Origin of the sequence: Acidovorax sp. 69, assembly GCF_002797445.1 — a bacterium.
Classification (GTDB): domain Bacteria; phylum Pseudomonadota; class Gammaproteobacteria; order Burkholderiales; family Burkholderiaceae_C; genus Acidovorax.
Genome location: NZ_PGEP01000001.1, coordinates 1,518,340 through 1,545,211, shown reverse-complemented (window position 1 = coordinate 1,545,211; position 26,872 = coordinate 1,518,340). Strand labels below are relative to the sequence as shown.

Sequence of the window (26,872 nt, the reverse complement as noted above, 5' to 3'; positions counted from 1 at the left end):
AAGGACCAAAAAACAAAAAGCCGCTACAGACGAACGCTGTAGCGGCTTACCAGGATGAGCCCGCGCCTTATGCGGCGGTGGCTGCAGCCTTGGCCTTGACACGCGAAGGCAGCTTTTCCTTGATACGTGCCGACTTGCCGCTGCGGTCACGCAGGTAGTACAGCTTGGCACGGCGCACGTCACCACGGCGCTTGACTTCGATGCTGGCGATCAGCGGGCTGTAGGTTTGGAACGTACGCTCCACGCCTTCACCGCTGGAGATCTTGCGCACCGTGAAGCCGCTGTTCAGACCGCGATTGCGCTTGGCAATCACCACGCCTTCGTAAGCCTGCACGCGCTTGCGGGTACCTTCAACCACGTTCACGCTCACGATGACGGTGTCACCAGGGGCGAATTCGGGGATGGTCTTGTTCAAGCGGGCAATTTCTTCCGCTTCCAGGGTCTGGATCAGGTTCATGTTTGATATCCAACGATCTTGTCCGCGCCAAAAATGGCTGCGTCGGGATTGACGATTCAGTGTTTTGCGGGAGAACTCCCTGTCAAAACGGCCGGCCAGAGGATCGAAAAGCCTTTGATTATAGCAATTCAGCCGAGCTTGGCCAATACCGTCTCATCCACCGGCGCCAAGTGCCCAGCCTTGCGCGCCGCATCGATGAGATCAGGGCGATGCCGGGCCGTAATGGCCAGCCGCTGGTCACGCCGCCAGCGCTCAATCTGCGCATGGTGCCCAGACATCAGCGCAGCTGGCACCTGCTGCCCCGCCCATTCCTCGGGGCGCGTGTAGTGCGGGCAATCGAGCAGTCCATCAAGCGCAGGATTGAAGCTGTCGAGCTGATGGCTGCCCTCGTCATTGAGCACGCCGGGCTGCAGCCGCGCCACGGCATCCAACAGGGCCATGGCGGCGATTTCACCACCCGAGAGCACAAAATCGCCCAGACTCATCTGCAGATCGACATGTGCATCGATGAAGCGCTGGTCAACCCCCTCATAGCGTCCGCACAGCAGCACCGCCCCCGCACTGGCAGACCAGCGCTCAACCACCGCATGGTTGAGCGACTCGCCAATGGGCGAAAAAAGAACCACCGGCACCTGGCCGGTCTCCGATTCACACCGTTCAGCACGGATGGCGGAAAGACATCTCACAAGGGGCTCCGCCATCATCACCATGCCCGGACCGCCACCAAAGGGTCGGTCATCCACACGGCGATAGTTGCCTTCGGCATGGTCACGCGGGTTCCACAGGTGCACATCAACCTGGCCGTTCGCGTAGGCCCGACGGGTCACACCGCTGGCGAGGAACGGCGCGAACAGCTCGGGGAACAAGGTGATGATGTCAAAGCGCATGGTGTGTAACGCGGCCTGGTCCGAGCCGGTCAGTAGTCAGGCTGCCAATCGACCGTGATGCGCTTTTCAGGCAGGTCCACCTTATCGATAAAGGCCGAGACGAAAGGAATCATGCGCTCCTGCGCCTTGCCATTGTGTTCGTAGGCCAAGACCAGCACTGTCTGCGGGCCTGTAGACATCAGTTCCTGCACCCGTCCCAGCGCAACGCCTTCGCGGTTGGTGACATCCAGGCCGATCAAATCGACCCAGTAATACTCATCTTCTGTGGTGGACGGGAAACTCGACCGAGGAATAAAGATACGCGCGCCGCGCAATGCCTCGGCCGCATCGCGGTCATCAATGCCTTGCGCCCAGGCCACCACGGTGTCGGAATGGTCCTTGGCCTGGCGGATGGACAACCGCACAGTGCCCGTAAACGTCTTGGCACCCCGCTCAGACGGCAGCAGGTACCACTGTTTGGTTGAATACAGCGCCTCGGGGCTGCTGCTGTGGGACAACACTTTGAACCAGCCCTTGACGCCCCAGGCATCGGCAATGCGCCCCACTTCAATGGCATCGGCGGGCAGCTCTGCTGGTTCTAGGGACAAATGGGTGGCCATGGTGGTAGGGATTCCAGAATAGGAAAAGGGCGGGTTTCGCCAGGCAAGCCGACGAAACCCGCCCTTTTCAGGGAGCTTTAAGCAGCCTTCTTGGCGGCTTGCTTGATCAGGCGGTCCACGGTAGGCGAGGACTGGGCGCCCACGCTCTGCCAATACGTCAGACGGTCTTGCACGATGCGCAGGCCTTCTTCGGTTTCCTTGGCGGTGGGGTTATAGAAACCGATGCGCTCGATGAAGCGGCCGTCACGGCGCACGCGCTTGTCAGCAACAACGATATTGAAGAAAGGACGGCCCTTGGAGCCGCCGCGGGAGAGTCGAATGACGACCATGATTTATCCTTCGGGTGGTGAACTCCGGCAACCTTTGCCTTGAGCCACTGTATTCGCAACCATATTCGCAACGCTTGAGACACGCGACATGGCCACCCGGCCAGCGACACGCTGCAAAGCCCGCGATTATATCCATTTCCCCAAAATGCCCACCATCCGACCTAGCACCGACAGCGATATCCCCGCAATTACCGCTATTTACCAACACCATGTGCTGCACGGCACCGGTACGTTCGAGATCGACCCTCCCTCCGAGACCGACATGCTCGGCCGTCGCGCGGACGTTCTGGCACGCGGCCTGCCCTGGCTGGTGGCAGAAAAAGAGGGGCAGGTGCTAGGTTTTGCCTACGCCAACTGGTTCAAACCGCGCCCGGCGTATCGTTTTTCGGCCGAGGATTCGATTTATGTCGCCGACCAAGCTCTCGGAATGGGCCTGGGCCGCAAACTGCTGACCGAGCTGGCGGTGCAGGCCGAGGCAGCGGGAGTACGCAAGCTGCTGGCCGTGATTGGCGACTCGGCCAATGCAGGCTCGATCGGCGTGCACAGGGCCCTGGGGTTTACCGACGTGGGGGTGATGCGCTCCGTGGGTTGGAAATTTGGTGCCTGGCGCGACATCGTTCTCATGGAAAAGACCCTGGGCGCAGGGGACACCACCTCTCCTGAATGAATAATCGGGCATGAAAAACAAAACCGTGGCGGCCTGGCTCGCCTTCGTGGGCGGCCCGCTGGGCCTGCACCGCTTTTACCTGCACGGCCTCTCCGACATGCTCGGCTGGCTGCTCCCCATCCCGACGGCCTTGGGCATTTACGGCATCCAGCGGGTCCAGCAACTGGGGCAGGACGACCATTACAGCTGGGTGCTGATACCGTTGCTGGGCTTCACGATTGCAGGGTGTGCACTGCGCGCCATTCTGTACGCACTGATGACGCCCGAGGCCTGGAACGCCCGCTTCAACCCCAGCGCCGCGCCAGACGCCGAGCCAGGGAGAACCCAGTGGATCACCATCGGTGCCATTGTGGTGTCGCTGCTGATCGGCACCACAGTGCTCATGGCCAGCCTCGCTTTCAGTTTTCAGAGGTACTTCGAGTACCAGATCGAGGAAGCCCGCAAGATCTCGCAGTAGGCACCCCACGGCCCGTTGTCGCAAAAACCAAAGCCCCGGCAGATGAACATCCGCCGGGGCTTTGGTGCTTTTCAGGGAGCACCAGCAGCATTTCGCCGGCCTCCGCCCAGAGGGCACTGACGATCAGAAGATTTGCAGGCTGATCCAGTAGGCCACGGCGGCCACAAACGCGCTGGCAGGAATGGTCAGAATCCAGGCCCAGATGATGTTGCCCGCCACCCCCAACGCACAGCACTGGCGCGCTGGGTAGAGCCCACCCCGACGATCGCGCCGGTGATCGTGTGGGTGGTCGAGACCGGAATCCCCAGCGTGGTCGCCAGAAACAGCGTCATCGCACCACCTGTCTCGGCACAGAAGCCACCCACGGGCTTGAGCTTGGTAATTTTCTGGCCCATGGTTTTCACGATGCGCCAGCCACCAAACATGGTCCCGAGGCCGATGGCCACATAGCAACTCACGATGGCCCAAACCGGCGGCGATGCGTCAGATGCCGACGAGTACCCCGTCGCAATCAGCAGCAACCAGATGATGCCGATGGTCTTTTGTGCATCGTTGCCACCATGGCCCAGGCTGTACGCGCCCGCAGACACCAACTGCAACCGGCGGAACCACTTGTCCACCTTGCTCGGTCGCGTCCGCCGGAAGATCCATGCCACAGCCACCATCATCAGCGACCCCAATGCAAAACCCAGCAACGGCGAAACGAAGATGAACGCCACGGTCTTGAGAATACCGGCGGACATCAGGGCACCCGCCCCCGCCTTGGCAATCACGGCCCCCACAATGCCACCGATAAGCGCATGCGAAGAGCTGCTGGGGATGCCGTAGTACCAGGTGATCACATTCCAGGTGATTGCGCCGACCAGGGCACCGAACACCACATGGGTATCGACCACGCCGGGCTGCACGATGCCTTTGCCCACCGTCGCGGCCACACTGAGGTGGAAGATGAAGATGGCCACAAAATTGAAGAAAGCGGCAAATAACACCGCCTGTGCCGGCTTGAGCACCCCGGTGGACACCACCGTGGCAATCGAATTGGCCGCGTCGTGGAACCCGTTCATGAAGTCGAACAGGATCGCCAACGCCACAAGCAAAACCACAACCCACAGGGCCGTCTGTACGGTTTCCATGCTGGTCAGCCCGCCGGATCAGGAGTTTTCGAGGACGATGCCCTCGATGCAGTTGGCGACGTCTTCGCACTTGTCGGTGATCGTCTCCAGCAGCTCGTAAATCGCCTTGAGCTTGATCACTTCGCGCACATCGGGTTCTTCACGGAACAGCTTGCTCATGGCGCTGCGCATCACACGGTCGGCATCGGATTCAAGCTTGTCAATCTCTTCGCAGGTCTTGAGCGCGGCTTCGGCCACAGCGGGGTCGGCAATTTTGTCGAGCAGCTTGACGGCATCGCGCAGGCGCTCGCAGCACTTGAGGCTCAGGTCGGTGAGGCGGGTAATCTCTTCCGTCATGTGGCGCACGTCGTAGAGCGCCATGGTCTCGGCCGAGTCCTGGATCAGGTCGGCCACATCGTCCATGGTGTTGATCAGCGTGTGGATCTGCTCACGGTCGATGGGGGTGATGAAGGTCTTGTGGATGGCCTTGTTCACCTCGTGTGTCACGCGGTCGGCAGCACGCTCGGCGTTGTCCACATCCTGGTTGTATTTGTCCCGCAAGTGTGGGTCGTTGTAGTTCGCTACCAGTTGCGAGAAGGCCCGGGCCGCCTCGACGATGCGGTCTGCATGCTGGTTGAACATTTCGAAAAAATTGCCTTCGCGTGGCAACAGCTTGGCAAACAGCATGGGAACTCCTGGAACGGGATCGATTTTTTGAAAGAGGCCAAGTCATGACAGCAGCATGACTTTTTCGTGACCCGGCGAGTTTAACCGTCCGACCTGACGGACCAAGGCCCACCGGTGGTGACGTCGGGCAAGACTGGGGCTACCGCAGGCCCCCAGAAAGCGCCCCTTCAACCACTGCAGGCAATGAAATACACACACCTACTCGGCAGGACCCTGCCAACGGGTCGTCCCATTTCGGTGGCTGGCCCATACAAAGCCCGGAAAAAGGCACACAAGCCCGGCGCGATGCCAAAGATGGAAGGGCACCCATGGCGAGGTGATGGGTGCCACAACTTTGGTAGAAAGCAAATTATGAACAAAATGCCAGATTGCGCTTATGGAATATGCACAAGTAGCTATATAAAGCATAGCAATTTCACAACTTAATTGCCACCCACGGGCCAAAAAAAAGGCACTGCCCGAAGGAAGTGCCTTGACTGCATGCGTCTAAAAAACGCCGCGCAGCAGGTCTGGTGGGGTCGACTCACTCGCCCAGGTACGCAGCACGCACCTTGGGGTCGTTCAGCAGCTCCTGGCCCGGGCCAGTCATGGTGATCAAGCCAGACTCCATCACATAACCACGGTCGGCAATGGCCAACGCACGGCTGGCGTTCTGCTCCACCAGCAGGATGGTGACGCCCAGGGCGTACACATCGCGCACCACCTCGAAGATCTTGTCCACCATGATGGGGGACAGGCCCATAGAAGGCTCATCCAGCAGCAACACCTTGGGCTGGCTCATCAGCGCGCGGCCCATGGCCAGCATCTGCTGCTCGCCGCCCGACATGGTGCCGGCCAACTGGTCCTTGCGCTCACGCAGGCGCGGGAAGATGGTGAACATCTTTTCGATGTCGGCCAGGATGCCCGCCTTGTCCTTGCGGATGTAGGCGCCCATCTGCAGGTTTTCGGTGATGGTCATGCGCGCGAACACGCCCCGGCCTTCCGGCACCATCACGAGACCTTCCTTGACCAGATCCCATGCGCCTTTGCCCTTGATGCTCTTGCCCAGGTACTGGATGTCGCCGTCGTTCATGGGCAGCGTGCCGGTGATGGCCTTCATGGTGGTGGTCTTGCCCGCACCGTTGGAGCCGATCAGCGAAACCAGTTCACCTTCGCGGACTTCAAAGTCCACGCCCTTGACGGCCTGGATACCGCCGTAGGCCACTTTCAGGCCCTTGACCTGCAGCAGTACCTTGTTGGATTTTTCGGCCATTCTCAATGTCCTCCGGTGCCCAGATAGGCCTCAATCACTTTTTCGTTCTTCTGCACGGTGGCAGGCGTGCCTTCGGCGATCTGCTTGCCATAGTCGAGCACCGTCACGCGGTCGCACAGGCCCATCACCAGCTTGACATCGTGCTCGATCAGCAAGATGGTGCGGTTGTCCTTGCGGATGCGGTCGATCAGCTCACGCAGCAGCACCTTCTCGGTGGCATTCATGCCAGCAGCGGGCTCGTCCAGGGCAATGAGTTGCGGATCGGTGGCCAGGGCGCGGGCGATCTCCAGACGGCGCTGGTCACCATAAGAGAGAGTGCGCGCCTTGTAGTCAGCAAACTTGCCGATGCCCACGTAGTCAAGCAGCTCTTGTGCGCGCTTGGCGATGGCCGCTTCTTCTTCCTTGAAGCTCTTGGTGCGCAGCACGGCGCCCAGCAAGCCTGATTTGGTGCGGATGTGGCGGCCCACCATCACATTCTCCAGTGCCGTCATTTCTGCAAACAGGCGGATGTTCTGGAAGGTGCGCGCAATGCCCGCCTTGGCGACTTCGTGCACAGCCGTGGGCTCGTAGGGCTTGCCTGCCAACTCGAAGGTGCCGCTGTCGGGGGTGTACAGGCCGGTGATCACGTTGAAGAACGTGGTCTTGCCAGCACCGTTGGGGCCGATCAGGCCGTAGACCTGGCCCCGTTCGATGGTGATGCCCACGTCGGAGAGGGCTTGCAGGCCACCAAAACGCTTGGAAATGCCTGCAACCTTCAGCACCACGTCTTTGGCCGAATTGTTAGTGTTCTCTGCCATGTTCTGACTTTCTGCGGTGTTCAGGTCTTCTGCGTGAGGCTCTTGCCATGGTCGGGCGCAGGCCACAAACCACGGGGACGCAACAGCATGATGATGATCATGGCCAGCGCGATCAGCAGCTGGCGCAGGATGGCGGAGTCCAGACGGCCGTCCGTCATGGCCTGCAGCGGGCCGGCCACGTACCGCAGCACTTCAGGCAGGGCCGACAGCAACACCGCACCCAGGATCACGCCGGGGATGTGGCCGATACCACCCAGCACCACCATGGCGACGATCATGACCGACTCCATCAGGCTGAAGGACTCAGGCGACACAAAGCCCTGGAAGGCACCGAACATGGCACCCGACACGCCGCCAAACGAAGCGCCCATGCCAAAGGCCAGCAGCTTCATATTGCGCGTGTTGATGCCCATCGCCTTGGCCGCGATTTCGTCTTCACGGATGGCCATCCAGGCGCGGCCGATGCGCGAATCCTGCAGGCGGTAGCAGATCACGATGGAAATCACCACCAGCACCAGGAACAGGTAGTAGTACAGCGTGACGGAGCTGATGTCGAAACCGAATACCTCCAGGCGCTTGCCCAGATCCAGGCCGAAGATCTTGACCGAATCGATCTGGCCCAGGCCCTTGGGGCCGTTGGTCAGGTTGATGGGGTGATCCAGGTTGTTCAGGAAGATGCGGACGATTTCACCGAAACCCAAGGTCACGATGGCCAGATAGTCACCGCGCAGCTTCAGCGTGGGCGCCCCGAGAAGGGCTCCGAAAAATGCCGCCAATATCGCCGCAGCCGGTATCACCAGCCAGAGCGAGGTGTGCAAGCCGTTGGGAAACATGGCAGCAAAGGCCGCAAAGTTGTCCGCAAGGTGCGGCGAGGCCATCAGGGCAAACAGGTAGGCGCCCACGGCGTAGAAAGCCACATAGCCCAGGTCCAGCAGGCCGGCGTAGCCGACCACGATGTTCAGGCCCAGGGCCAGCAGCACATACAGCAGCGCCAGGTCGGCAATACGCACCCAGGCGTTGCCAAAGGATTGCAGGAGCAGCGGCAGCACCAGCAGCGCGACAGCGCCGATGATCCAGTTGGTTTTGGTGTTCTTCATGGTGTGAGGCTCCTCAGGCGCGATCGGCCACACGCTCACCCAGCAGGCCCGAAGGGCGCAGCGTCAGGATGATGATGAGCACGATGAACGCAAAGATGTCGGTGTAGTGGCTGCCCAGCAAACCGCCGGTGAGGGTGCCGATATAGCCCGAGCCGATGGCTTCGATGAGGCCCAGCAAGATGCCGCCGACCACGGCGCCAGCGAGGTTGCCGATGCCACCAAACACCGCCGCCGTGAAGGCCTTGAGGCCCGGCAGGAAGCCCATGGTGTGCTGCGCCGTGCCGTAGTTGGAGGCGTACATGATGCCGGCCACGGCCGCCAGGATGGCGCCGATGATGAAGGTGGCAGAAATCACCATGTCGGGCTTCACGCCCATCAGGGACGCAACGCGGGGGTTCTCCGCCGTGGCGCGCATCGCGCGGCCCAGGTTGGTGTGGTTCACCAAGTACACCAGCGAGGCCAGGGCCACTGCGGTCACGCCCAGGATCAGGATCTGCGTGGGGGTGATGTACGCGCCACCAATCTCGAAGGGTGCGCTGGGCAGCATCGTCGGATAGGGCTTGTAGTTGGGCTTCCAGATGATCATGGCCAGCGTCTGCAGCAGGATCGACATGCCGATGGCCGTGATCAGGGGAGCGAGACGCGGACTGCTGCGCAGAGGGCGGTAGGCCACTTTTTCAATCACAAAATTGAGTGTTGCGGCGACCACGCAGGCAATGATGGTGGCCAGCAGCAAAATGACCCAGCCGGGCGCGCCGGGCATGGCACCCTGCATCATTCCTATACAGCTCCAACTGGTCAGAGCGCCAATCATGAGCACCTCACCGTGCGCAAAATTGATCAGTTGAATAATGCCGTACACCATCGTGTAGCCCAAGGCTATCAAGGCGTACATGCTGCCCAGTACCAGACCGTTGATGATCTGTTGCAGCAAAATGTCCATAAGAGAAGTCCTTCGTTTGTGACGCACCCACCGCTCAGGCACCGGAATCGGTACAGCCTTGTGGGCCCGACTGCCATCTAGCAAAAAACCCGCCAGGAATACAACTGTGCGGGTTTGTGGACGGGATTGTAGCGAGTAGTCACAACCGCCCCTATCCAAGCCGGGCGGGGTTTTCCCTCGGGTTTTGGGCCCATCAGCGCGCAACGCAATTCATAAGAAATATTGATGCACGCAGGAAAATTGATGTGCAAACTTATTACCTTGACCATGCACAATCGGCATAAAGTGGCAAATCCTTGGCGTACCCCGCTCAATCCGGAGCCAACGGTCAAGACTCCTCGCCGAAGTCTCCGCCATGGCCTGCGGTGGTGTTGCGCTCTCGCAGGTTGCGCATCTTCTGCGCAATCTTGATCTCCAGCCCCCGCTCCACCGGCTGGTAGAAACCGGGCTCGGGCATGCCTTCAGGCAGGTAGCTCTCGCCCGCTGCAAAACCGCCCTCTTCGTCGTGGGCGTAGCGGTAGCCCTTGCCGTAGTCGAGCTGCTTCATGAGCTGGGTGGGTGCGTTGCGCAGATGCATCGGCACGGGGCGCGTGCCATCCGCCTTCACCCAGGCGCGGGCTGCGTTGTAGGCCTTGTAGACCGCATTGGACTTGGGCGCCACGGCCAGGTAGACCACACACTCTGCCAGCGCCAGCTCTCCCTCGGGCGTGCCCAGGCGCTCGTAGACCTCGGTGGCGTCCAGCGCCAGGCGCAGGGCGCGCGGGTCGGCCAGGCCAATGTCTTCGCTCGCCATGCGCACCAGGCGGCGGGCCATGTAGCGCGGATCGGCACCGCCGTCGAGCATGCGCACCAGCCAGTACAGCGCGGCGTCGGGGTCGGAGCCGCGCACCGACTTGTGCAGCGCGCTGATGGTGTCGTAGAACTGCTCGCCGCCCTTGTCGTAGCGGCGCATGCGCTCGCCCAGCACCTTGAGCAGCCAGACGTCGGTGATCTGGTCCAGCTTCTCCTGCGTGGCCGCCATGGCCAGGGTTTCGAGTGTGTTGAGCAATCGGCGGGCATCGCCGTCGGCATACGCCACCAGCCGGTCGATTGCTACATCTTCGATAGCTTGCAGCGCTTTCTCTGCCTGTGCCAGGGCCACAATTTGCTTCAAATCTGGCTCGGACAAAGGCTGCAGCACGTAGACCGCTGCACGCGACAACAACGCCGAGTTGACTTCGAAGGATGGATTCTCGGTGGTGGCCCCGATGAAGGTGAACAGGCCACCCTCCACATGCGGCAAAAAGGCGTCCTGCTGGCTCTTGTTGAAGCGGTGCACCTCATCGACAAACACGATGGTGCGCTGCTGCATGAGCCCGTCGCGCGCTGCCTCGGCGCGCTCCACGGCCTCACGGATGTCCTTGACCCCGCCCAACACGGCGCTGATGCTGATGAACTGCGCATCAAACGCATCGGCCATCAGGCGCGCAATGGTGGTCTTGCCGACACCGGGCGGGCCCCAAAGAATACAGCTGTGCGGGCGCCCCGATTCAAAAGCGAGACGCAGCGGCATACCCGGGCCCAGCACATGCTGTTGCCCGATCACCTCGCCCAACGTGCGGGGCCGCAGGCGCTCTGCCAGGGGCTGGTGGGCCGAGGGGTGCGCCTGGTGTGCCTGAGAAGGGGCGGAGGCACTGCGTGCTGCCATGTTCATGTCCTGTCTACGTCACGCCGTTTTTAGGCCAAACTGGCCTCTAGCGCTCTACTATAAAGCGCTGGCAGCTATCTTTTTCGCAGCAACCTACTGTTTCACCACATCCGCCCCGGCGGGCGGCCTGAACTGGAACGTGCTGGCGGGCAGCGACGCGTTGGCCTGCATCCCGGTGAAACGAATCAGCGAACGCTGGCCAAAGCTGTCCAGGATGTCGAGCGCCGCCAGCTGATCCGCCGCAAAGCCTACACGCACGCTCTTGAGCTGCCCGTCCTTGGTCTTGGGGCTGGCCAGCACCCACTGCAGGCCATCCTGGTCGGGCGAAGCCTCCAGCGTGAACTCGGCCTTGAGCGCCGACAGGTCGGGCGCCGACGCCAGCAGCGCAGCGGGCGTGCTGCCCAACGCCTGGGACTGCGAGCGCTGGGTGACCTGGTTCAGGTCCACGTCATAGAGCCACAGGGTCTGGCCGTCAGCCACGATGGTCTGCTCAAACGGCTTTTTGTAGACAAACTTGAAGCGCCCCGGGCGCTGAAACTCAAAGCTGCCGCTGGAAATCTTGGTGCGTACCGCCTGCCCCTCCTTGGGCGGTGAGGTCACGGTCTGACTGAAGTCGGCCCTGCCTGCCTGTGTACCCTTCATGAAGGATTCCAGGCTTTTCAAGCCGTCAGCGCTAGCCAACGATGCACTGGCTGCTATCAAAATTGCAGTGGCGATCTTTTTCAACAGAAACTCCTGTGGGGGCATGGGCCAGGCTCGGCGCCCTGCCCGGTCATTCGCTGCGCGCTGGCACCAGCACTTCGCGCTGGCCGCTGGTGGTGAGGCCACTGACGAGACCCGCCTTCTCCATGTCTTCCAGCAAGCGCGCCGAGCGGTTGTAGCCAATGCGCAGCTTGCGCTGCACGTACGAGATGCTCGCCTTGCGGTCCTTGAGCACCACTTCGACGGCCTGGTCGTACATGGGGTCCTTTTCGCCCCCGTCATTACCGCCGTCCCCTGACAGATCACCGTCGCCATCCACAGTTCCGCCTTCGAGCACGCCTTCTATGTAGTCCGGCTCCCCTTGTTCCTTGAGGTAATTGACGACACGGTGTACTTCTTCGTCCGACACGAAGGCGCCATGCACCCGGATCGGCAGGCCCGTGCCACTGGCCATGTAGAGCATGTCGCCCATGCCCAGCAGCGCCTCGGCACCCATCTGGTCGAGGATGGTCCGGCTGTCAATCTTGGAGCCCACCGAGAAGGCAATACGGGTAGGAATGTTGGCCTTGATCAGGCCCGTGATCACGTCCACGCTGGGGCGCTGGGTGGCCAAGATCAGGTGAATGCCCGCAGCCCGCGCCTTCTGCGCAAGCCGGGCGATCAGCTCCTCGATTTTCTTGCCCACCACCATCATCAGGTCGGCCAGTTCGTCGATGATGACAACGATGTGCGGCAGGCGCTGCAGCGGCTCGGGCTCTTCGGGCGTGAGGCTGAAGGGGTTGTAGATGAACTCTTCGCGCGCCTTGGCCTCGTCGATCTTGACGTTGTAGCCGGCCAGGTTGCGCACACCCAGCTTGGACATGAGCTTGTAGCGGCGCTCCATCTCGGCCACGCACCAGTTCAGGCCGTGCGCCGCCTGCTTCATGTCGGTGACCACCGGCGCCAGCAGGTGCGGAATGCCTTCGTAGACCGACATTTCCAGCATCTTGGGGTCGATCATCAAGAGGCGCACATCGCGTGCCTCGGCCTTGTAAAGCAGCGACAGAATCATCGCGTTGATACCCACCGACTTGCCCGAACCGGTCGTCCCTGCCACCAGCACGTGCGGCATCTTGGCGAGGTCTGCCACCACCGGGTTGCCCACAATGTCCTTGCCCAGGCCCATGGTGAGCATGCTCTTGGCCTCGTGGTAGACCTGCGAGCCGAGGATTTCGGACAGGCGGATGGACTGGCGCTTGGCGTTGGGCAGCTCCAGCGCCATGAAGTTCTTGCCCGGGATGGTCTCCACCACGCGGATGGAGACGAGGCTGAGCGAGCGCGCCAGATCCTTAGCCAGACCCACGATCTGCGAGCCCTTCACGCCGGTGGCGGGCTCGATCTCGTAGCGTGTGATCACCGGGCCGGGCATGGCCGCCACTACACGCACTTCCACGCCAAAGTCCTTGAGTTTTTTCTCGATAAGGCGGCTGGTCATCTCCAGCGTCTCGGGGGCCACGGTTTCCTGGCGCTGCAGAGGGCCGTCGAGCAGGTCCACCAGTGGCAGCTTGCTGTCGGGCATTTCAGTGAACAGGGGCTTTTGGCGCTCTTTCACAACCCGGGAACTCTGCGGCACGTCGACCAGAATGGGTTCGATGATCTGCACGGGCTCGGGATGGTGCACTTCGCTCTCGATGCGCTCTTCGAGCACCACCACCTCGCGCTCACGCGCCGCCTTGCGACCCACGGCCACGTCCTTGGCCACCTCGCGCTTGGCCAGGCGCGATTGCACGAGGGTGTCGAGGCGCCCCCCAGAAACTCTGCCACATGACCCCATGAGAAGCGGAACACCAACGCCGCACCGGCCACCGCCAGCACGATCGCCAGCAGGCCGGAGCCTGTGAAGCCCAACCATTTCACACTGGCAGGCCCCACCAGATAACCCAGCACGCCACCGGCATGCCCCGGCAAGAAGGATTCAAACCGGTACAAACGCGACCATTCAAGCGCGGTACTGGCCCCCATAAGCACCACCAAACCCACCCAGAAAGTGGCCCGGCGCACCACAGGGCTGACAGCCCCGGCCACCACTTCGCCTCCGCGCATCCAGCGCGCCAGCGACGACAGCCAGGCCCGCACACCTGCAGCCACACACCACCACACCGAAAAACCCAGTGCGAAGTAGCTGCCATCGGCCAGCCAGGCACCGAACCGCCCCGCCCAATTGGCCACCATGCGCGCGTCACGCGCGCCCGAGGTGGACCAGGCGGCGTCCTGGGCCGAATAGCTGACCAACGCCAGCAGCCAGAAAACCAGGGCCAGCAGGCCCGCCATCAGGGCGATTTCATGGCCAAAACGGGCGGCGCCCGTGCGCGGCGGCGACTTGGCCGCTGCCGATGCATTCAGGGTATTGAGGGAATAGGTCATAAGCGTGCCGGGGGAGCTTACCCCATGCGCAACAAGGGATTGACGCTCCAGCCGGCATCACCCTGGCATGCGTTCAGCCGAGTGCGTTCAGTCGGTCTTTGAGCAAAGTGGCGCCACCAGGCAGTGCCTCGATGAAACCACGCTCCTCCAGGTCTTTCATCACACGGCTGACCATTTCGCGCGAGGCACCCACCATCTTGGCGAGATCCTGTCGGGAAATTTTTTCCTTGATCAGCAACTGACCCTGGGCATCAGGCAGGGCGAAATCCAGCAACGCGTGGGCCACCCTGCCATATACATCCAGTAACGCCAGTGACTCAATCTTGCGATCGGCGTGGCGCAAGCGCTTAACCAGGCCGCGCATCACCACCAGTGACATCGATGCGTTTTCCGTCAGGCAACGGGCAAACTCCGCGCGCCCTAACATCAGCACATCGGTCTGCACCTCTGCCCGCACCGTGGCTGAATGGGGCTCGTTGTCGATGATGCTCATCTCGCCCAGGTAGTCGCCCTGTGCCAGCGTGGCCAGTATCACCTCGCGCCCCCGGCTGTCGGATGTCATCACCCGGGCCCGGCCGGTGAGCAGGATGAACAAGGCATTGGATTTCTGCCCCTGCTCCACCAACGCCTCGCCGCGCTTGAAGCGGCGTTTGATCACCGCACCGCTGATGACCTCGGCCTGCGCCACCGTCAACAGCGAAAACAAGGGCACCCGGCGCAACAGGTCCAGGTTGGACAACATCGTCGACATGCAAACATCTCCTCAGAGGGGGTGCGACCCAACCGGTGCCGCAACGGGTTATCAATGGGTTCTTACAATCACCGTGATTGAAAACGGGGCCTCTCGCATGAGCGGGCGTCGGTTGATACTCGACGGCTCAGCCCCCAGCTTTACCAACAGCACCCCATGTAGCGGGCGCAAAACACAGGCTTTTACCATGTCCACCACCCAACACGCGAAAGTTCTGATCCTCGGCTCTGGCCCCGCTGGCTACACTGCGGCGGTCTATGCCGCCCGCGCCAACCTGAACCCTGTGCTCATCACCGGCATAGCCCAGGGCGGCCAACTGATGACCACGACCGAGGTGGACAACTGGCCCGCCGACGTGCATGGCGTGCAGGGCCCAGACCTGATGCAGCGCTTTCTGGAGCACGCCGAGCGCTTCAAGACCCAGATTATTTTTGACCACATCAACAAGGTCGATTTCAGCCAGCGCCCCTTCACACTGACCGGCGACAGCGGCACCTACACCTGCGATGCACTGATCCTGGCGACCGGCGCTTCGGCCAAGTACCTCGGCTTGCCCTCGGAAGAGGCCTTCATGGGCAAGGGCGTGTCGGGCTGCGCCACCTGCGACGGTTTCTTTTACCGCGAGCAGGATGTCTGTGTGGTCGGAGGCGGCAACACGGCGGTGGAAGAAGCGCTGTATCTGTCGAACATCGCCCGCAAGGTCACCCTGGTGCACCGCCGCGACAAGTTCAAGGCCGAGCCCATCCTGGTGGACAAGCTCAATGACAAGGTCGCGGCAGGCAAGATCGAACTCAAGCTGTTCAACACGCTGGATGAAGTGCTGGGCGACAACACGGGCGTGACCGGCATCCGCATCAAGAGCACCACGGACGGCAGCACCGAAGACATCAAGCTCCAGGGCTGCTTCATCGCCATCGGCCATGCGCCCAATACCGAGATCTTCCAGGGCCAATTGGAGATGGAGAACGGCTACATCATCACGCAGGGCGGGCTCAAGGGTTTTGCCACACAGACCAGCGTGCCGGGCGTGTTCGCTGCTGGTGACGTGCAAGACCATGTATACCGCCAGGCCATCACCAGCGCAGGCACCGGCTGCATGGCGGCGCTGGACGCCCAGCGTTTCCTCGAACAAGAAAGTTGATGAAAAAGTGGGCTGCAGGCTATAATCTGCGGCTTTGCTGAATTCGGCCCGTTTTTTGCGGCCCGCCGAAAAAGGCAAATCGGGTTACCGCCACCCTTTCTGGCGAGGTGAGGCCGCAAGCTGTGCTTCTGGGAAACATCCCGGAGGCACGCAGCAAACGGCCGTTAAAAGTATCGGAGTGTCCTCATGGCACGCGTCTGCGACGTAACGGGCAAGAAGCCCATGACTGGGAACAATGTTTCCCACGCCAACAACAAAACCAAGCGCCGGTTCCTGCCGAACCTGCAATACCGCCGTTTCTGGGTCGAGACCGAAAACCGCTGGGTTCGCCTGCGTGTTTCGAGCGCTGCCCTGCGTTTGATCGACAAGAACGGTATCGACTCAGTGCTCGCAGACCTGCGCGCACGTGGTCAGGCTTAAGGAGAAGCACCATGGCAAGCAAAGGCGGACGCGACAAGATCAAGCTGGAATCCACTGCGGGTACTGGCCACTTCTACACCACGACCAAGAACAAGAAGACGATGCCCGAGAAGATGCTGATCATGAAGTTTGATCCAAAAGCTCGCAAGCACGTTGAATACAAGGAAATGAAGCTGAAGTAATTCAGCCTCTTTCCCCGATCAAGCCGCCCGGCGTTACGCTCGGCGGCTTTTTCTTTGCGCGAAAGAATGGAGAAGGCACAAGGACAGGCCACTCCATGGCTCCCCCGTTGGTTGAGATAGCAAGCCTTCGTGCAATGCCACATTGCCTGGCATCCACAACGAGCGAGGCGCCACTCCCCCACTTCGTTGCCTGACGCTCGCTTCACAACCATCGGGGCGGCGCTCACACTCCTCACGGGTCAAAGTGCCACACCCCAAACAAAAGCCGCTGCGGGCTGGAAGGGCCCTGCAGCGGCTCGGAACGTTCCTGAAGAACAGGGCTTCTCAGTGTCAGACCCGTGCAGCACGCAAGCTGATAGAGAACTCACGCAATGCGGCAATCCCGCTTTCCTCCGCCCGCCGGCACCAGGCTTGCAAATCGGCCGTGAGCTGCTCGCGGGATTGGGAGGTGTTGAGCCACAGTTGGCGCAGCTCTTCACGCATGGTCACCATCTTGTCCAGGGCCGGGTGTGCAGCACGGGCTTGCGCCAGTTGCGGCAGCGCCACGGCAGGCACTTTCTCCGCATCGCGGTGCAGCCAGCGCTTGGCCGTCTTGAGCGCGGACGCATCGGCTTGACGCGCCTGCAGCGCAGCCATTTCCTCCTTGCACGCCTTGCGCACGCCACGCGCGTAGCCCGCCATCACCTCGTAGCGGTTGGCAATCAGGGCTTCCAGCGTCTTTTCGTCGGCCACGGGCTTGATATCGCCCAGTTGGAGCTTCGGCGGCACCTTCTTGACCGTGGCCCAACCCACTGCCTTCATCAGGCTGATGTAGACCCAGCCGATGTCGAACTCATACGGTTTGACCGAAAACTTGGCCGACGTGGGGTAAGTGTGGTGGTTGTTGTGCAGCTCTTCGCCACCAATGATGATTCCCCAGGGCGACAGGTTGGTGCTGGCATCCTGTGCCTCGAAGTTGCGGTAACCCCAATAGTGACCCACGCCGTTGACCACACCGGCCGCCCAGAACGGAATCCAGAGCATCTGCACGGCCCACACGGCGGCACCCAGGGCGCCGAACAGGGCAAGGTTCAGGATCAGCATGAGACCCACGCCTTGCCAACCGTAGCGGGTGTAGACATTGCGTTCCATCCAGTCATCGGGCGTACCGTGGCCGAACTTCTTCATGGTTTCCATGTTTTTGGACTCGGCTCGGTACAGCTCGGCGCCCCGCCACATCACGGTGTCCAACCCCCTGGTTTGGGGGCTGTGGGGGTCTTCCACGGTCTCGCACTTGGCGTGGTGCTTGCGGTGGATAGCGACCCATTCCTTCGTGACCATGCCCGTGCCGACCCACAGCCAGAATCGGAAGAAATGCGAGGGAATGGCATGCAGGTCGAGCGCACGGTGCGCCTGGGCGCGGTGCAGAAAAATCGTGACCGCAGCAATGGTGATGTGGGTCGTCGCCAAGGTGTACAGAATGATCTGCCACCAGGCCAGGTTCCACAACCCATGGCCCAGCCAGTCAATGGCAGCGTTCAGCACAGCCCAATCGGGTAACAACATAGTCAGAAAGCCTTCGTTCTACAAAGAACCCGTTCGCCAGCGGATCGGGTGTCTGATTTTAGAGTGGCATGACCCGAAAGGGCTCGGGGACACCCACACCATTCACGCTGATTTTGCGCTTTTAGAGCGCTAACTCAGCTCTTTTTACTCCAAACGGCGGCAAAAAAGCCATCCGTCTGGTGTACGTGGGGCCAGAGTCGCAAATATCCACTGCCCGATGCACCACCGCTGCACAAGCCCTTGGCGCCTTCGACCTTGAGCTGCTCCAGCAGTTCACCCGCATCGACCAGCTCAAAATCAGGGTGAGCGGCACTGAAGGCCTCGGCAATGGCCTCATTCTCCTGCGGCAGGATGCTGCACGTGGCATACACCAAACGGCCACCCGGCTTGAGCAGACGGGCGGCACTGTCCAAAATGGAAGTTTGCTTGGCAACCAGTTCTTCCACCGCCTTGACCGACTGGCGCCACTTGAGGTCGGGATTGCGGCGCAGCGTGCCCAGGCCCGAGCAAGGCGCATCCACCAGCACACGGTCGATCTTGCCCGCCAGCCGCTTCACTCGCTCATCGCGCTCATGCGCAATGGCGGCGGGGTGCACGTTCGACAGGCCGCTGCGGGCCAGACGCGGCTTCAGGGCATCCAGCCGGTGGGCAGACACATCAAAGGCGTACAGACGCCCGGTGCTGCGCATTCCGGCGCCGATGGCCAGCGTCTTGCCACCCGCACCCGCACAGAAATCCACCACCATCTCGCCGCGTTTGGCGTCGAGCAGCAGGGCCAGCAATTGCGATCCTTCGTCCTGCACCTCGATGGCGCCGCGCGTGAAGACATCCAGCTTGGTCAGCGCGGGCTTGTCGTCAATGCGCAGGCCCCAGGGCGAGTACGGCGTTGGACTGGCTTTGATGCCGGCCTTGGCCAATTCTTTTTGCACATCGCTGCGCTTGTCCTTGAGTGCATTGACACGCAGGTCCAGCGGCGCGCTCTGGGTCAGGCTCTCCACCAGGGGCCAAAAGCCCGTGCCGAGCTGGTCCTTGAGGGGCTTGACCAGCCATTCGGGCAGGTTATGGCGGTGGCGCTCCATCAGGTCGTCAGGCTTCACGGAGTCGCACTGGTCCAGCCAGTTTTTCTCCTGGTCCGTCAAGGCGCCGTTGAGGAAGTCGCGCGGGCCATAAAACCCCAGGATGGCCAGCCGACGCTCCTTCGGGCCCGAGCCCGATGGAGCCATGTGGTCAAACAACAGCTTCTTGCGCAGCACGGTGTAGACCGTTTCGGCCAGCGTGGCGCGCTCACGGGGGCCAAGGCCCCGGTTGTCGCGGAAAAAACGTGACACCACCGCGTCGGCGGGGTGTTCAAACGTGAGGGTGAGCCTGACCAATTCAGCGCAGGCGTCGAGAAGAACTTTGGGATGCATCCTCCGATTGTCCCATTCCTCACTGCGCGGGCCACATTCCGACCCTGCTCAGTGGCAATCCATCGCGCTGTGCGCCACCCACCGCCCACGCAACTGGTGCGGCCCAAGGGCGCTGTGCACCCGCATGCGCTGCCTACGCCCCTCCTGAGCAACGCCAGCAAAAGGAAAGCAAAAAAACCGCACGGAGGGTTGTCGCTTGACGTCAGCGCGTATAAATGGGTTCGAACGCGGAGCGTTGGATCTCTTGCAACGTCGGCGACTCGCCCGCCCACAACACCAGGGCGGGCCCGGGCAGGCTCAGGTTGCGCTCCAGCGCGCGGCACAGGTGGTAGCGGCTTTCGTCATCCATCCCCGGCAATTCCACAAACACCAGGTACGCCCTGCGTTGCGGATGCTCGCGCAGACTCTTGCGCACCAGCCAGCAACGGGTCAGCGACGTACAACGGGCCAGCTCCGATTGCAGTTCAGCCAGTTCGAAGGCCCTCAGGTCGTTCCGCACAATCTGGCTGAAAAACGACGTACCCGATAGCTCTTCCCAGGCCCGCTCTTCGGACTCCTGGGCGCGTTCCAGCCGCTTGCGCCACTGTTTGAAGACGGCGGCGTCATGGTCCATGCCGATGCGAGGTGTCTCCAGTTCGGCCAGCGCGGTGCGAGCAGCCCAGTATCGGTCGCTGCTCCCGGCATCCCACACCCGGTGCAACAACTGGAGCTTGCCGTCACGGTCATCGTCGGGCAGACAAGGTACCAGCCCCCGCAGCGCGGCCGGGTCATCGGGGCTGCGCTCCAGGGCCAACACATACAGAGCGCGCACATCAGCGTGGGGGTCCAGGTGGCGCTTCAGGCGCGCCAGCTCCACCAGGTCGGCGGCGCTGCTCTGGGCGGTCGATGCGCCCAAAGCCTCCGCGCGGGCACGCACTCGGCCCAGCCAGGCGTGGTGCTGCTTCCATTCCGTGGCGTTATCGCGGCACCATTGTTTGTCGAAATGGGCCACCCAGCGTTTGGCCTCGGGTCCCAACAGGGCCAGTGCGTTGCCATGCGACCAATCGGGCAAGGTGGGTGTGGCGTCCAGCGCCTCGATGCGGTCGCGCAGACCGGGGTGGGTGTCGTCCACGCTGCTGAGGCGCTTGAGTGCCTGGCGCAAGGCGTCATTGGCAAAGGCGGCTTCTGGGGCCTTGGACAGAGCGCGGCGCATGCTGCGGTAGGGCCCCACCGGCAGCGGGTTGCCAGCGGCCGCACACCAGTGGTTGCCCCAGAACTCCGACTGCAGCCATGCGCCCCGTATTTCGATCTCGGCCAGCGCGGCGGATGTCACATCACGGCCGAGCAGCCTGCCGGCAATACGGTCCGCCTCGTACTCGTCCTGGCGGGCCAACGCAAAGGTTTTGGCAGAAAAGCGCGGGAAGTACCACCGCATGAACGCCTGCGTGGCGGCGGCCACCGGACCCTCGTCATCCGCCAGGCTGTGGTTCAGCCGCATCCACGACAAGCGCGTGCGGTAAATCCAGGCCGCAAACCGCCCGTGATCACCCCGCAAGTGCCCGTACTCGTGGGCCAGAACGGCCAGAAAGCGCGGCCGGTCGAGCGCCATCAGCAAGGGCAGGCCAATGCTCAAGTGATTGACCGCCCCACCCAGCAGGCCAAAGCGAGGCAGTTGCTGAATGCTGGCGTTGAACTCGTCGTTGAGGGTGACCTTGTGGAGGGGCGGCCCTTTGATCTTGCGGCGGATGCGCTCCAGGGCTTCGAACAGATCGGGAGCCTCCAGCGCCGTGATCTCCACCCCGGTGGGCTCGTCAAAACGCACCCACAACGCTCGCAGGCTCACCCAGAGCAGCCCCCCGGCTCCCAACAGGGCCCATACCATCGCCAACCGAAACCGCCCGTGCAATATCTGCGGCACCACCCACAGCAAAATACCGATGGCCAGCGCCAGACAACCCAACACCCACGCATAGCCCAGCGCCGCAAAGGCCGCCACACTGCGACGGTAGGCACGGCTGTTGTCCGCACTGGCATGCTCGCTCATGCGCACCAAATGCACAAAATCTGCCTGATCCACGGGCACCCCTCTCTCGGTTGATTTTTTTCAGACGCCATCCTAACCACTCATGCCCACCCCACCTGCCACCATGACCGACGACGACCTGCCCCCCCTCCGCCACACGCCCCCTGGCCTGTACCGCCATTACAAGGGCATGCTCTATGAGGTGATCGACACCGTGCGTCACAGCGAAACGCTGGAGCCCATGACGCTGTACCGCGCGCTCTATGGCCAGCGGGGCCTGTGGGTGCGCCCTGCCGCCATGTTTGAAGAGCAGGTGCTCATCGACGGGGTGCTGCGCCCCCGGTTCGAAAGATGCGAGGATCAAACCTCTGCCGGCTGAGATCGACCCAGGTCACGCTGCAGCACGCGGGAAGATGGCCGCTGCCACCAACCCACCGCCTTCGGCATTGCCCATAGTCAGCCGTCCCCCGTGGCGGCGCACGATGTCGCTGGCAATGGTGAGCCCCAACCCGGCCCCGCCGCTCTGGCGGTTGCGCGAGGCCTCGACGCGATAAAACGGCTCCATCACCCGCGTGAGTTCCTCGGGTGGCAGGCCTGGGCCATGGTCGCGCACAGCGATGGTCAGCGCATCCGCCATGTCATGCAGAGCGATCTCGGCACTGCCTCCATAGCGGATCGCGTTGCCCACCAGGTTGTCCAGGCAGCGGCGCAAGGCCACGGCCTGCACCCGAAAGGGCGATGCCTGCCCCACCACTGTGACCTGCTGGCCCATGGCAAGGTGGTCGTCTGCCATGCTTTCCACCAGCGCCTGCACATCCAGCAACACCCAGGCCTCTGCGCCGGCCACGCCACGCAGATAGTCCAGCGTCGAGGCAATCATGGCGTCCATCTCGGCGATATCCCGGCGAAAAAGCTGCTGCGCCCGGGGGTCGTCCAGGCTTTCAGCGCGCAGGCGCAGCCGGGTCAAGGGCGTACGCAGGTCGTGCGAGACCGCCGCCACAAAACGGTCGCGCTCGGCCAATTGCTGCCGGATGCGCGCCTGCATCTGGTTGAACACCCGGCTGGCATCCCGGCATTCAAGCGTGCCATCCTCTGGCAGCGCGGGTCTTTCAATATCGCGGCCCAGCTCCTGCGCCGCCGTGGCCAACCGGTTCATCGGGCGCGACAACCAGCGTGCCGCCCACCACGCCACGGCCACCAAGGCCGCCAGTCGCACACCAATATCGAGCAGCAGGCCCAGTTGCAGCGATGGCGGTGCATCCCACAACCCCGGCCGCCGCCCGCCCGGCCCCGGGCCAGCAGGTGGCCCCGGGGGCCCCTCCACGGCCACTTCATGCGGCGGCGGACCGGGTGGGTGCGCAGGGCGCAGCTCGAACATCAAGGTCAGCGCCAGCACATGGCTCACGATGACCGCAACGATGAGCAGCAGTGCCAGCCGCCCAAACAAGGTATCGGGAAGACAGCGCTGCCCCCATGCGCGCAAGCGCCCACCCATCAACGCGGCCATCCCACCTGCCCTTGCAGCGACTGCACATTGAACAGGTAACCGGCACCGCGCACGGTGCGGATCATCGAGGGTGAATGCGGGTCATCTGACAGTTTGCTGCGCAGGCGCGAGACCAGCAGGTCGATGCTGCGCTCAAACGCGTCCATCGCCCTGCCCCGGGCCTGTTCCATGAGCTGGTCGCGGCTGAAAATGCGGCGCGGCATGCGCAAGAAGGTACACAGCAGCCGAAATTCTGCGTTCGACAGCGGCACCACCATGCCACGGGGGGACACCAGGTGCCGCTCGATGCTGTGCAGCGTCCAGCCATCAAACCGCACCACGTCGTCGGGGCCGGGCCTTGTCGGGGCGCTCTCTCCCGCCATGCGGCGCAGCACCGTCTGGATGCGGGCCACCAGCTCGCGCGGCTCGAAGGGTTTGCCCATGTAGTCGTCGGCCCCCATCTCCAGCCCCAACACGCAGTCATACGGATTGGCCCGCGCGGTGAGCATGATGATGGGCACACGGGAGCGTTCACGCAGCTCGCGCGCCAACGTAATGCCGTCAATGCCGGGCAGCATCACGTCCAGCACCACCAGGCCCACGGGGTGCGCCACCATCTGGGCGCGCATTGATGCCGCATCGCATGCCGCATGGGCGGCATAACCAAAACGGGCGAGGTATTCAGTGAGCAGCGTGGTGATCTCGACATCGTCGTCCACCACCAAGATGTGTTGCATGGGCCTGCGTGCGCAAAAGTCTGGGTCTTTGAACACTGAGTTTAGGCAGCACCCACCGCGCACTGGCAACAATCTGGCGGGCATTTGCCCCCCTGTTCAGGCCTTGCAGGGGCGCTTTGTATCGGGCTTGGTACAAAGCAGACAAACCACAGAGACACACGCACCCAACAATGGATTCGGGCCCTGAAGCCTGTCCACGCTCTTTCGGAAGAGAGACCCTGCGCAGGCACTGGCGCTGCCAGCTCCCGCCCGGGGGGCCCAGCCGCTGGCCCACCCATGGAACGAAAGGAACGACGATGACGACCATCAGTAGCGTCAGCAGTGCCTGGTCCAGTGCAAGTGTCCAACGGGCCCAGCGCCCTGGGCAAATGTCGGAACGGCTGCTGTCGAAGTTGGACACAGACAGCAGCGGCGGCGTGGACAGCAGCGAGTTGCAAGGCCTGCTGGACGATGTCTCCAAAAAGACGGGCGTGAGCACCACCACCAGCTCCGCAGACCTCATCACCCAGTACGACAGCAACGGAGATAGCAGCCTCAATGCCGATGAGCTGGGCAAGACCCTGCAAAACGTGCTGCCCGCACCTCCCTCGACCATGACCTTCGCCCAGTCGCGCCGCAGTGGTACCAGTGTTGCCAGTGACACCGCCACGGGCAGCGCTGGCGACGACCTGTTTGGCAAAGTGGACAGCAACGGTGACAGCACCGTGAGCAAAACCGAGCTGCAGGCACTGCTCGAAGCCATGTCGGGCGGAACAGCGAGCCAGACCGGCGTGAGCAGCGATGAATTGTTCAGCCAACTGGACGCGGACGGCAACGGCAGCCTGAGCCAAGCCGAATTCGACGCAGCCCGCCCCTCGGGCACCGCCGGGGAAGCAGCGAGCGAGGTGGGCGGTGGCATGCAGGCCATGGGTGGCATGCCACCTCCCCCCGGGGGCCCAGGCGGTGCAGGGGCGGCTTCGGATAGCGGCAGCGCCACGTACGACCCTCTGGATACCAATGAGGATGGCGTGGTCTCGCTCACTGAACGGCTGGCGGGCGGCAGGAGCAGCGTGGAGCAAGACGCCATCACGGCGCTGTTCAACCGCATCGATACCGACGGCGACGCCACCCTCAGTGCCAGCGAATCAAAGGCATTCATCGACCCGCTGACAAGCCAGGTGCAGCCAATGACCAGCACAACATCGTCCACATCGTCCAGCAACAGCAAGGAATCCGGCCCACGCAATGACCTGGCACGGCTGGCCGACTTTGCAAGGCACCAGTACGAAATGGCCGCCAATGACTGGAATACGTCCTCCAGCGCTGGCGGCCTGAGCGCGATGGCCTGACCGCCCACCCATCTGGCCCCTCGGGCCCGCCCCTGCGTTCTGGCCGCGCAGTGCGATTCGCCCGTCAGTTGACGAGCTGCGCGCGCCAGAAGCCACGGCAATACCCGGAGCTATCTCTATTGAATAAAAATGACTGATAGCGCTTATCGAATAAGCGCTAGCAGCTCATATTTTGATAGCATCAAAGTTCTAAAGGGCCGTTATATTCGCCAGCCCGGAGCGCCCACGGCACTTGGCAGGCATTTGCGCCCCCACCGGAGCTACAACGCCTGCACCAATGCACGCACTGCCCGGGGGTAGATCACATGCTCCTGCGTGAGCACGCGGGCAGACAAGGTGTCCGCCGTGTCACCCGGCAGCACCGGCACCACCGCCTGGTCCAGGATGGGGCCCACGTCCAGCTCGGCCGTCACCTGGTGCACCGTCACGCCCGCAAACTTGCAGCCCGCGTCAATCGCGCGCTGGTGCGTGTGCAGCCCCGTGAACGCTGGCAGCAACGAGGGGTGAATGTTGATCAGCCGCCCCGCGTAATGCGCGACAAACCCCGGCGTAAGGATGCGCATGAACCCAGCCAGCACTACCAGCACGGGCTGGTAGCGGTCGATGATGGCGGCCAGTTCGGTATCAAATGCCTCGCGGCTGCCAAAAGCCTTGTGGTCGAGGGCCTCGGCGGCAATGCCCTGCCCGCGCGCAAACGCCAGCCCGGCGGCTTCGGGTTTGTTGCTGATCACGGCGGCCACGCGGGCACCGTAGCGCTGCTCCCAGTGCTCTTGTTGTGCGGTGCGAACAATGGTGGCCATGTTGGAGCCGCCGCCAGAGATCAGAATGACGATGTTCTTCATAAATTGCCCCGGATTATCTAGGAGGCGGTCGGGCTTGGGGTTGACTCTGCGCCACCGCCTGGCACGGCCAGGCAAGACGCGGGTGAGGCCGTGTGGCCAAGCCACACAACGAACCCGCAATGCGGCATGGCCGTTCCAGGCGGCGGCCCGAAGGGTTGCGCGACAGAGCACGCAGGCTGCGTTGCCCATGCTCGCTGCACTGCCAGTGCAGCTTGCGCCGGGCGCCCAGCCTGCATACTCTGTCGCACAACGCAGAGTCAACCCCAAGCCCGACAGCCTCCCCACCATGCCCTTTGATCCCGCCATCCGCCCCCTCACCCCCCACGAAGCCCGCGTGCTCGCCACCTTGATGGAGAAGGCCCGCACCGTGCCCGACAGCTACCCTATGTCGCTCAACGGCCTGGTCACCGGTTGCAACCAGAAGACCAGCCGCGACCCAGTGATGACTCTGAGCGACGCCGACGCACAGGAGGCACTGGACTCACTCAAGTTGCTGACGCTGGCGTTTGAAACCAGCGGCAACCGCACCACACGCTGGGAGCACAACTTCCAGCGCGGCGTCGGCGTACCCGAACAATCGGCCGTGCTGCTCGGCCTGTTGATACTGCGCGGCCCGCAAACAGCGGGCGAACTGCGCATCAATGCCGAGCGCTGGTACCGATTTGCCGACATTTCCTCCGTGGAAGCCTTCCTTGACGAGCTGCAGGAGCGCAGCGCAGAAAAAGGCGGCCCGCTGGTCGTGCCATTGCCGCGCGCCCCCGGGGCCCGCGAGCAGCGCTGGGCGCATCTGATGTGTGGGCCGGTGGACACCAGCGCCAGCGGGCCCGCTACCAGCGGCGGCGGAAGTGGCGTAACCACGGCCCTGCAGGCCCGGGTGGACGCGCTGGAGACTGAGGTGGCGAGCCTGCGGGCTACCGTTCAGCGGCTGTGCGCAGAACTGGGCATGGCCCCGA

Annotated in this window: 25 protein-coding genes and 3 pseudogenes; 8 read left to right on the top strand and 20 right to left on the bottom strand. The window is 62.6% G+C overall.

Going from position 1 to position 26,872, the window contains the following annotated elements; genetic code table 11:
- Positions 1-67: 67 nt before the first annotated feature.
- The 4 genes from rplS to rpsP all read right to left on the bottom strand — a co-directional run bounded on the left by rplS (position 68) and on the right by rpsP (position 2,272).
- Complete coding sequence (rplS, locus tag CLU85_RS07160; protein ID WP_100409668.1) at positions 68-457, bottom strand: 50S ribosomal protein L19; 390 nt, start codon at positions 455-457, stop codon at positions 68-70.
- Between the two features lie 128 nt (positions 458-585).
- A complete protein-coding gene (gene trmD, locus CLU85_RS07155; protein WP_100409667.1) occupies positions 586-1,344 on the bottom strand; it encodes a tRNA (guanosine(37)-N1)-methyltransferase TrmD in 759 nt (252 codons plus the stop codon).
- 29 nt (positions 1,345-1,373) lie between these two features.
- Positions 1,374-1,943, bottom strand: a complete 570-nt coding sequence (rimM, locus tag CLU85_RS07150) for a ribosome maturation factor RimM (RefSeq protein WP_100409666.1) — start codon at positions 1,941-1,943, stop codon at positions 1,374-1,376.
- A 77-nt stretch (positions 1,944-2,020) separates the two neighbouring features.
- Complete coding sequence (gene rpsP / locus CLU85_RS07145; protein WP_010463504.1) at positions 2,021-2,272, bottom strand: 30S ribosomal protein S16; 252 nt, start codon at positions 2,270-2,272, stop codon at positions 2,021-2,023.
- Positions 2,273-2,417: 145 nt separating this feature from the next.
- Between rpsP and CLU85_RS07140 the strand changes: the two genes are divergently transcribed.
- Positions 2,418-2,939, top strand: a complete 522-nt coding sequence (locus CLU85_RS07140; RefSeq protein WP_100412408.1) for a GNAT family N-acetyltransferase — start codon at positions 2,418-2,420, stop codon at positions 2,937-2,939.
- Positions 2,940-2,949: 10 nt separating this feature from the next.
- A complete protein-coding gene (locus tag CLU85_RS07135) occupies positions 2,950-3,396 on the top strand; it encodes a TM2 domain-containing protein (protein WP_100409665.1) in 447 nt (148 codons plus the stop codon).
- Positions 3,397-3,519: 123 nt separating this feature from the next.
- Here the strand turns inward: CLU85_RS07135 and CLU85_RS07130 are convergent.
- The 10 genes and pseudogenes from CLU85_RS07130 to CLU85_RS07085 all read right to left on the bottom strand — a co-directional run bounded on the left by CLU85_RS07130 (position 3,520) and on the right by CLU85_RS07085 (position 14,827).
- Positions 3,520-4,529 (bottom strand): annotated as a pseudogene (locus CLU85_RS07130) (anion permease).
- 18 nt (positions 4,530-4,547) lie between these two features.
- Positions 4,548-5,195: a DUF47 domain-containing protein gene (locus CLU85_RS07125; protein ID WP_010463500.1), complete on the bottom strand. Its 648-nt coding sequence runs from the start codon at positions 5,193-5,195 to the stop codon at positions 4,548-4,550.
- A gap of 523 nt (positions 5,196-5,718) precedes the next feature.
- Entirely contained in the window at positions 5,719-6,447 is a 729-nt protein-coding gene (locus tag CLU85_RS07120) for an ABC transporter ATP-binding protein (RefSeq protein WP_100409664.1), read from the bottom strand.
- A 2-nt stretch (positions 6,448-6,449) separates the two neighbouring features.
- Positions 6,450-7,244: an ABC transporter ATP-binding protein gene (locus tag CLU85_RS07115; RefSeq protein WP_100409663.1), complete on the bottom strand. Its 795-nt coding sequence runs from the start codon at positions 7,242-7,244 to the stop codon at positions 6,450-6,452.
- 20 nt (positions 7,245-7,264) lie between these two features.
- Positions 7,265-8,341, bottom strand: a complete 1,077-nt coding sequence (locus tag CLU85_RS07110; protein WP_100409662.1) for a branched-chain amino acid ABC transporter permease — start codon at positions 8,339-8,341, stop codon at positions 7,265-7,267.
- Positions 8,342-8,354: 13 nt separating this feature from the next.
- A complete protein-coding gene (locus tag CLU85_RS07105; protein WP_100409661.1) occupies positions 8,355-9,284 on the bottom strand; it encodes a branched-chain amino acid ABC transporter permease in 930 nt (309 codons plus the stop codon).
- 328 nt (positions 9,285-9,612) lie between these two features.
- The gene (locus CLU85_RS07100; RefSeq protein WP_100409660.1) at positions 9,613-10,971 is read right to left on the bottom strand and encodes a replication-associated recombination protein A; all 1,359 of its coding nucleotides are present in this window, start codon (positions 10,969-10,971) and stop codon (positions 9,613-9,615) included.
- A 93-nt stretch (positions 10,972-11,064) separates the two neighbouring features.
- On the bottom strand, positions 11,065-11,697 hold the full coding sequence (lolA, locus tag CLU85_RS07095) for an outer membrane lipoprotein chaperone LolA (RefSeq protein WP_100412407.1): 633 nt from the start codon (positions 11,695-11,697) through the stop codon (positions 11,065-11,067).
- Positions 11,698-11,743: 46 nt separating this feature from the next.
- Positions 11,744-14,076 (bottom strand): annotated as a pseudogene (locus tag CLU85_RS07090) (DNA translocase FtsK).
- Positions 14,077-14,149: 73 nt separating this feature from the next.
- On the bottom strand, positions 14,150-14,827 hold the full coding sequence (locus CLU85_RS07085; protein ID WP_100409659.1) for a Crp/Fnr family transcriptional regulator: 678 nt from the start codon (positions 14,825-14,827) through the stop codon (positions 14,150-14,152).
- Between the two features lie 187 nt (positions 14,828-15,014).
- On the opposite strand from CLU85_RS07085, the gene trxB reads away from it, so the two are divergent.
- The 3 genes from trxB to rpmG all read left to right on the top strand — a co-directional run bounded on the left by trxB (position 15,015) and on the right by rpmG (position 16,570).
- Positions 15,015-15,968 (top strand): thioredoxin-disulfide reductase, encoded by a 954-nt coding sequence (gene trxB, locus CLU85_RS07080; RefSeq protein WP_100409658.1) that lies wholly within the window; start codon positions 15,015-15,017, stop codon positions 15,966-15,968.
- Between the two features lie 186 nt (positions 15,969-16,154).
- On the top strand, positions 16,155-16,388 hold the full coding sequence (gene rpmB / locus CLU85_RS07075) for a 50S ribosomal protein L28 (protein WP_010463481.1): 234 nt from the start codon (positions 16,155-16,157) through the stop codon (positions 16,386-16,388).
- An 11-nt stretch (positions 16,389-16,399) separates the two neighbouring features.
- Positions 16,400-16,570: a 50S ribosomal protein L33 gene (gene rpmG / locus CLU85_RS07070; RefSeq protein ID WP_008904999.1), complete on the top strand. Its 171-nt coding sequence runs from the start codon at positions 16,400-16,402 to the stop codon at positions 16,568-16,570.
- A gap of 330 nt (positions 16,571-16,900) precedes the next feature.
- On the opposite strand, the gene CLU85_RS07065 is transcribed toward rpmG, so the two are convergent.
- The 3 genes from CLU85_RS07065 to CLU85_RS07055 form a co-directional block, all read right to left on the bottom strand.
- The gene (locus CLU85_RS07065; RefSeq protein ID WP_100409657.1) at positions 16,901-18,115 is read right to left on the bottom strand and encodes a fatty acid desaturase; all 1,215 of its coding nucleotides are present in this window, start codon (positions 18,113-18,115) and stop codon (positions 16,901-16,903) included.
- A 134-nt stretch (positions 18,116-18,249) separates the two neighbouring features.
- Positions 18,250-19,524, bottom strand: coding sequence for an RsmB/NOP family class I SAM-dependent RNA methyltransferase (locus CLU85_RS07060; RefSeq protein WP_100409656.1), 1,275 nt, complete (start codon positions 19,522-19,524; stop codon positions 18,250-18,252).
- Between the two features lie 202 nt (positions 19,525-19,726).
- Positions 19,727-21,580, bottom strand: a complete 1,854-nt coding sequence (locus CLU85_RS07055; RefSeq protein WP_100412406.1) for a M48 family metallopeptidase — start codon at positions 21,578-21,580, stop codon at positions 19,727-19,729.
- Positions 21,581-21,650: 70 nt separating this feature from the next.
- Between CLU85_RS07055 and CLU85_RS07050 the strand changes: the two genes are divergently transcribed.
- Positions 21,651-21,905, top strand: a complete 255-nt coding sequence (locus tag CLU85_RS07050) for a DUF1653 domain-containing protein (protein ID WP_100412405.1) — start codon at positions 21,651-21,653, stop codon at positions 21,903-21,905.
- A gap of 12 nt (positions 21,906-21,917) precedes the next feature.
- Here CLU85_RS07050 and CLU85_RS07045 read toward each other — a convergent pair whose 3' ends face one another.
- Positions 21,918-23,033: an ATP-binding protein gene (locus CLU85_RS07045; RefSeq protein ID WP_100409655.1), complete on the bottom strand. Its 1,116-nt coding sequence runs from the start codon at positions 23,031-23,033 to the stop codon at positions 21,918-21,920.
- Positions 23,021-23,749 carry a response regulator gene (locus CLU85_RS07040; protein ID WP_100409654.1) on the bottom strand — a complete coding sequence of 243 codons (729 nt, stop codon included), beginning with the start codon at positions 23,747-23,749 and terminating at the stop codon, positions 23,021-23,023. Before CLU85_RS07040 ends, CLU85_RS07045 begins: the two co-directional genes overlap by 13 nt.
- 296 nt (positions 23,750-24,045) lie before the next feature.
- On the opposite strand from CLU85_RS07040, the gene xopAW reads away from it, so the two are divergent.
- Positions 24,046-25,077, top strand: a complete 1,032-nt coding sequence (gene xopAW / locus CLU85_RS07035) for a XopAW family type III secretion system calcium-binding effector (RefSeq protein ID WP_100409653.1) — start codon at positions 24,046-24,048, stop codon at positions 25,075-25,077.
- Between the two features lie 260 nt (positions 25,078-25,337).
- Here xopAW and purN read toward each other — a convergent pair whose 3' ends face one another.
- The gene (purN, locus tag CLU85_RS07030) at positions 25,338-25,919 is read right to left on the bottom strand and encodes a phosphoribosylglycinamide formyltransferase (protein WP_100409652.1); all 582 of its coding nucleotides are present in this window, start codon (positions 25,917-25,919) and stop codon (positions 25,338-25,340) included.
- On the opposite strand from purN, the pseudogene CLU85_RS23615 reads away from it, so the two are divergent.
- Positions 25,867-26,622: pseudogene (locus tag CLU85_RS23615) on the top strand (YceH family protein); the annotation flags it as partial. The gene purN and the pseudogene CLU85_RS23615 overlap by 53 nt on opposite strands.
- Positions 26,623-26,872: the final 250 nt, after the last annotated feature.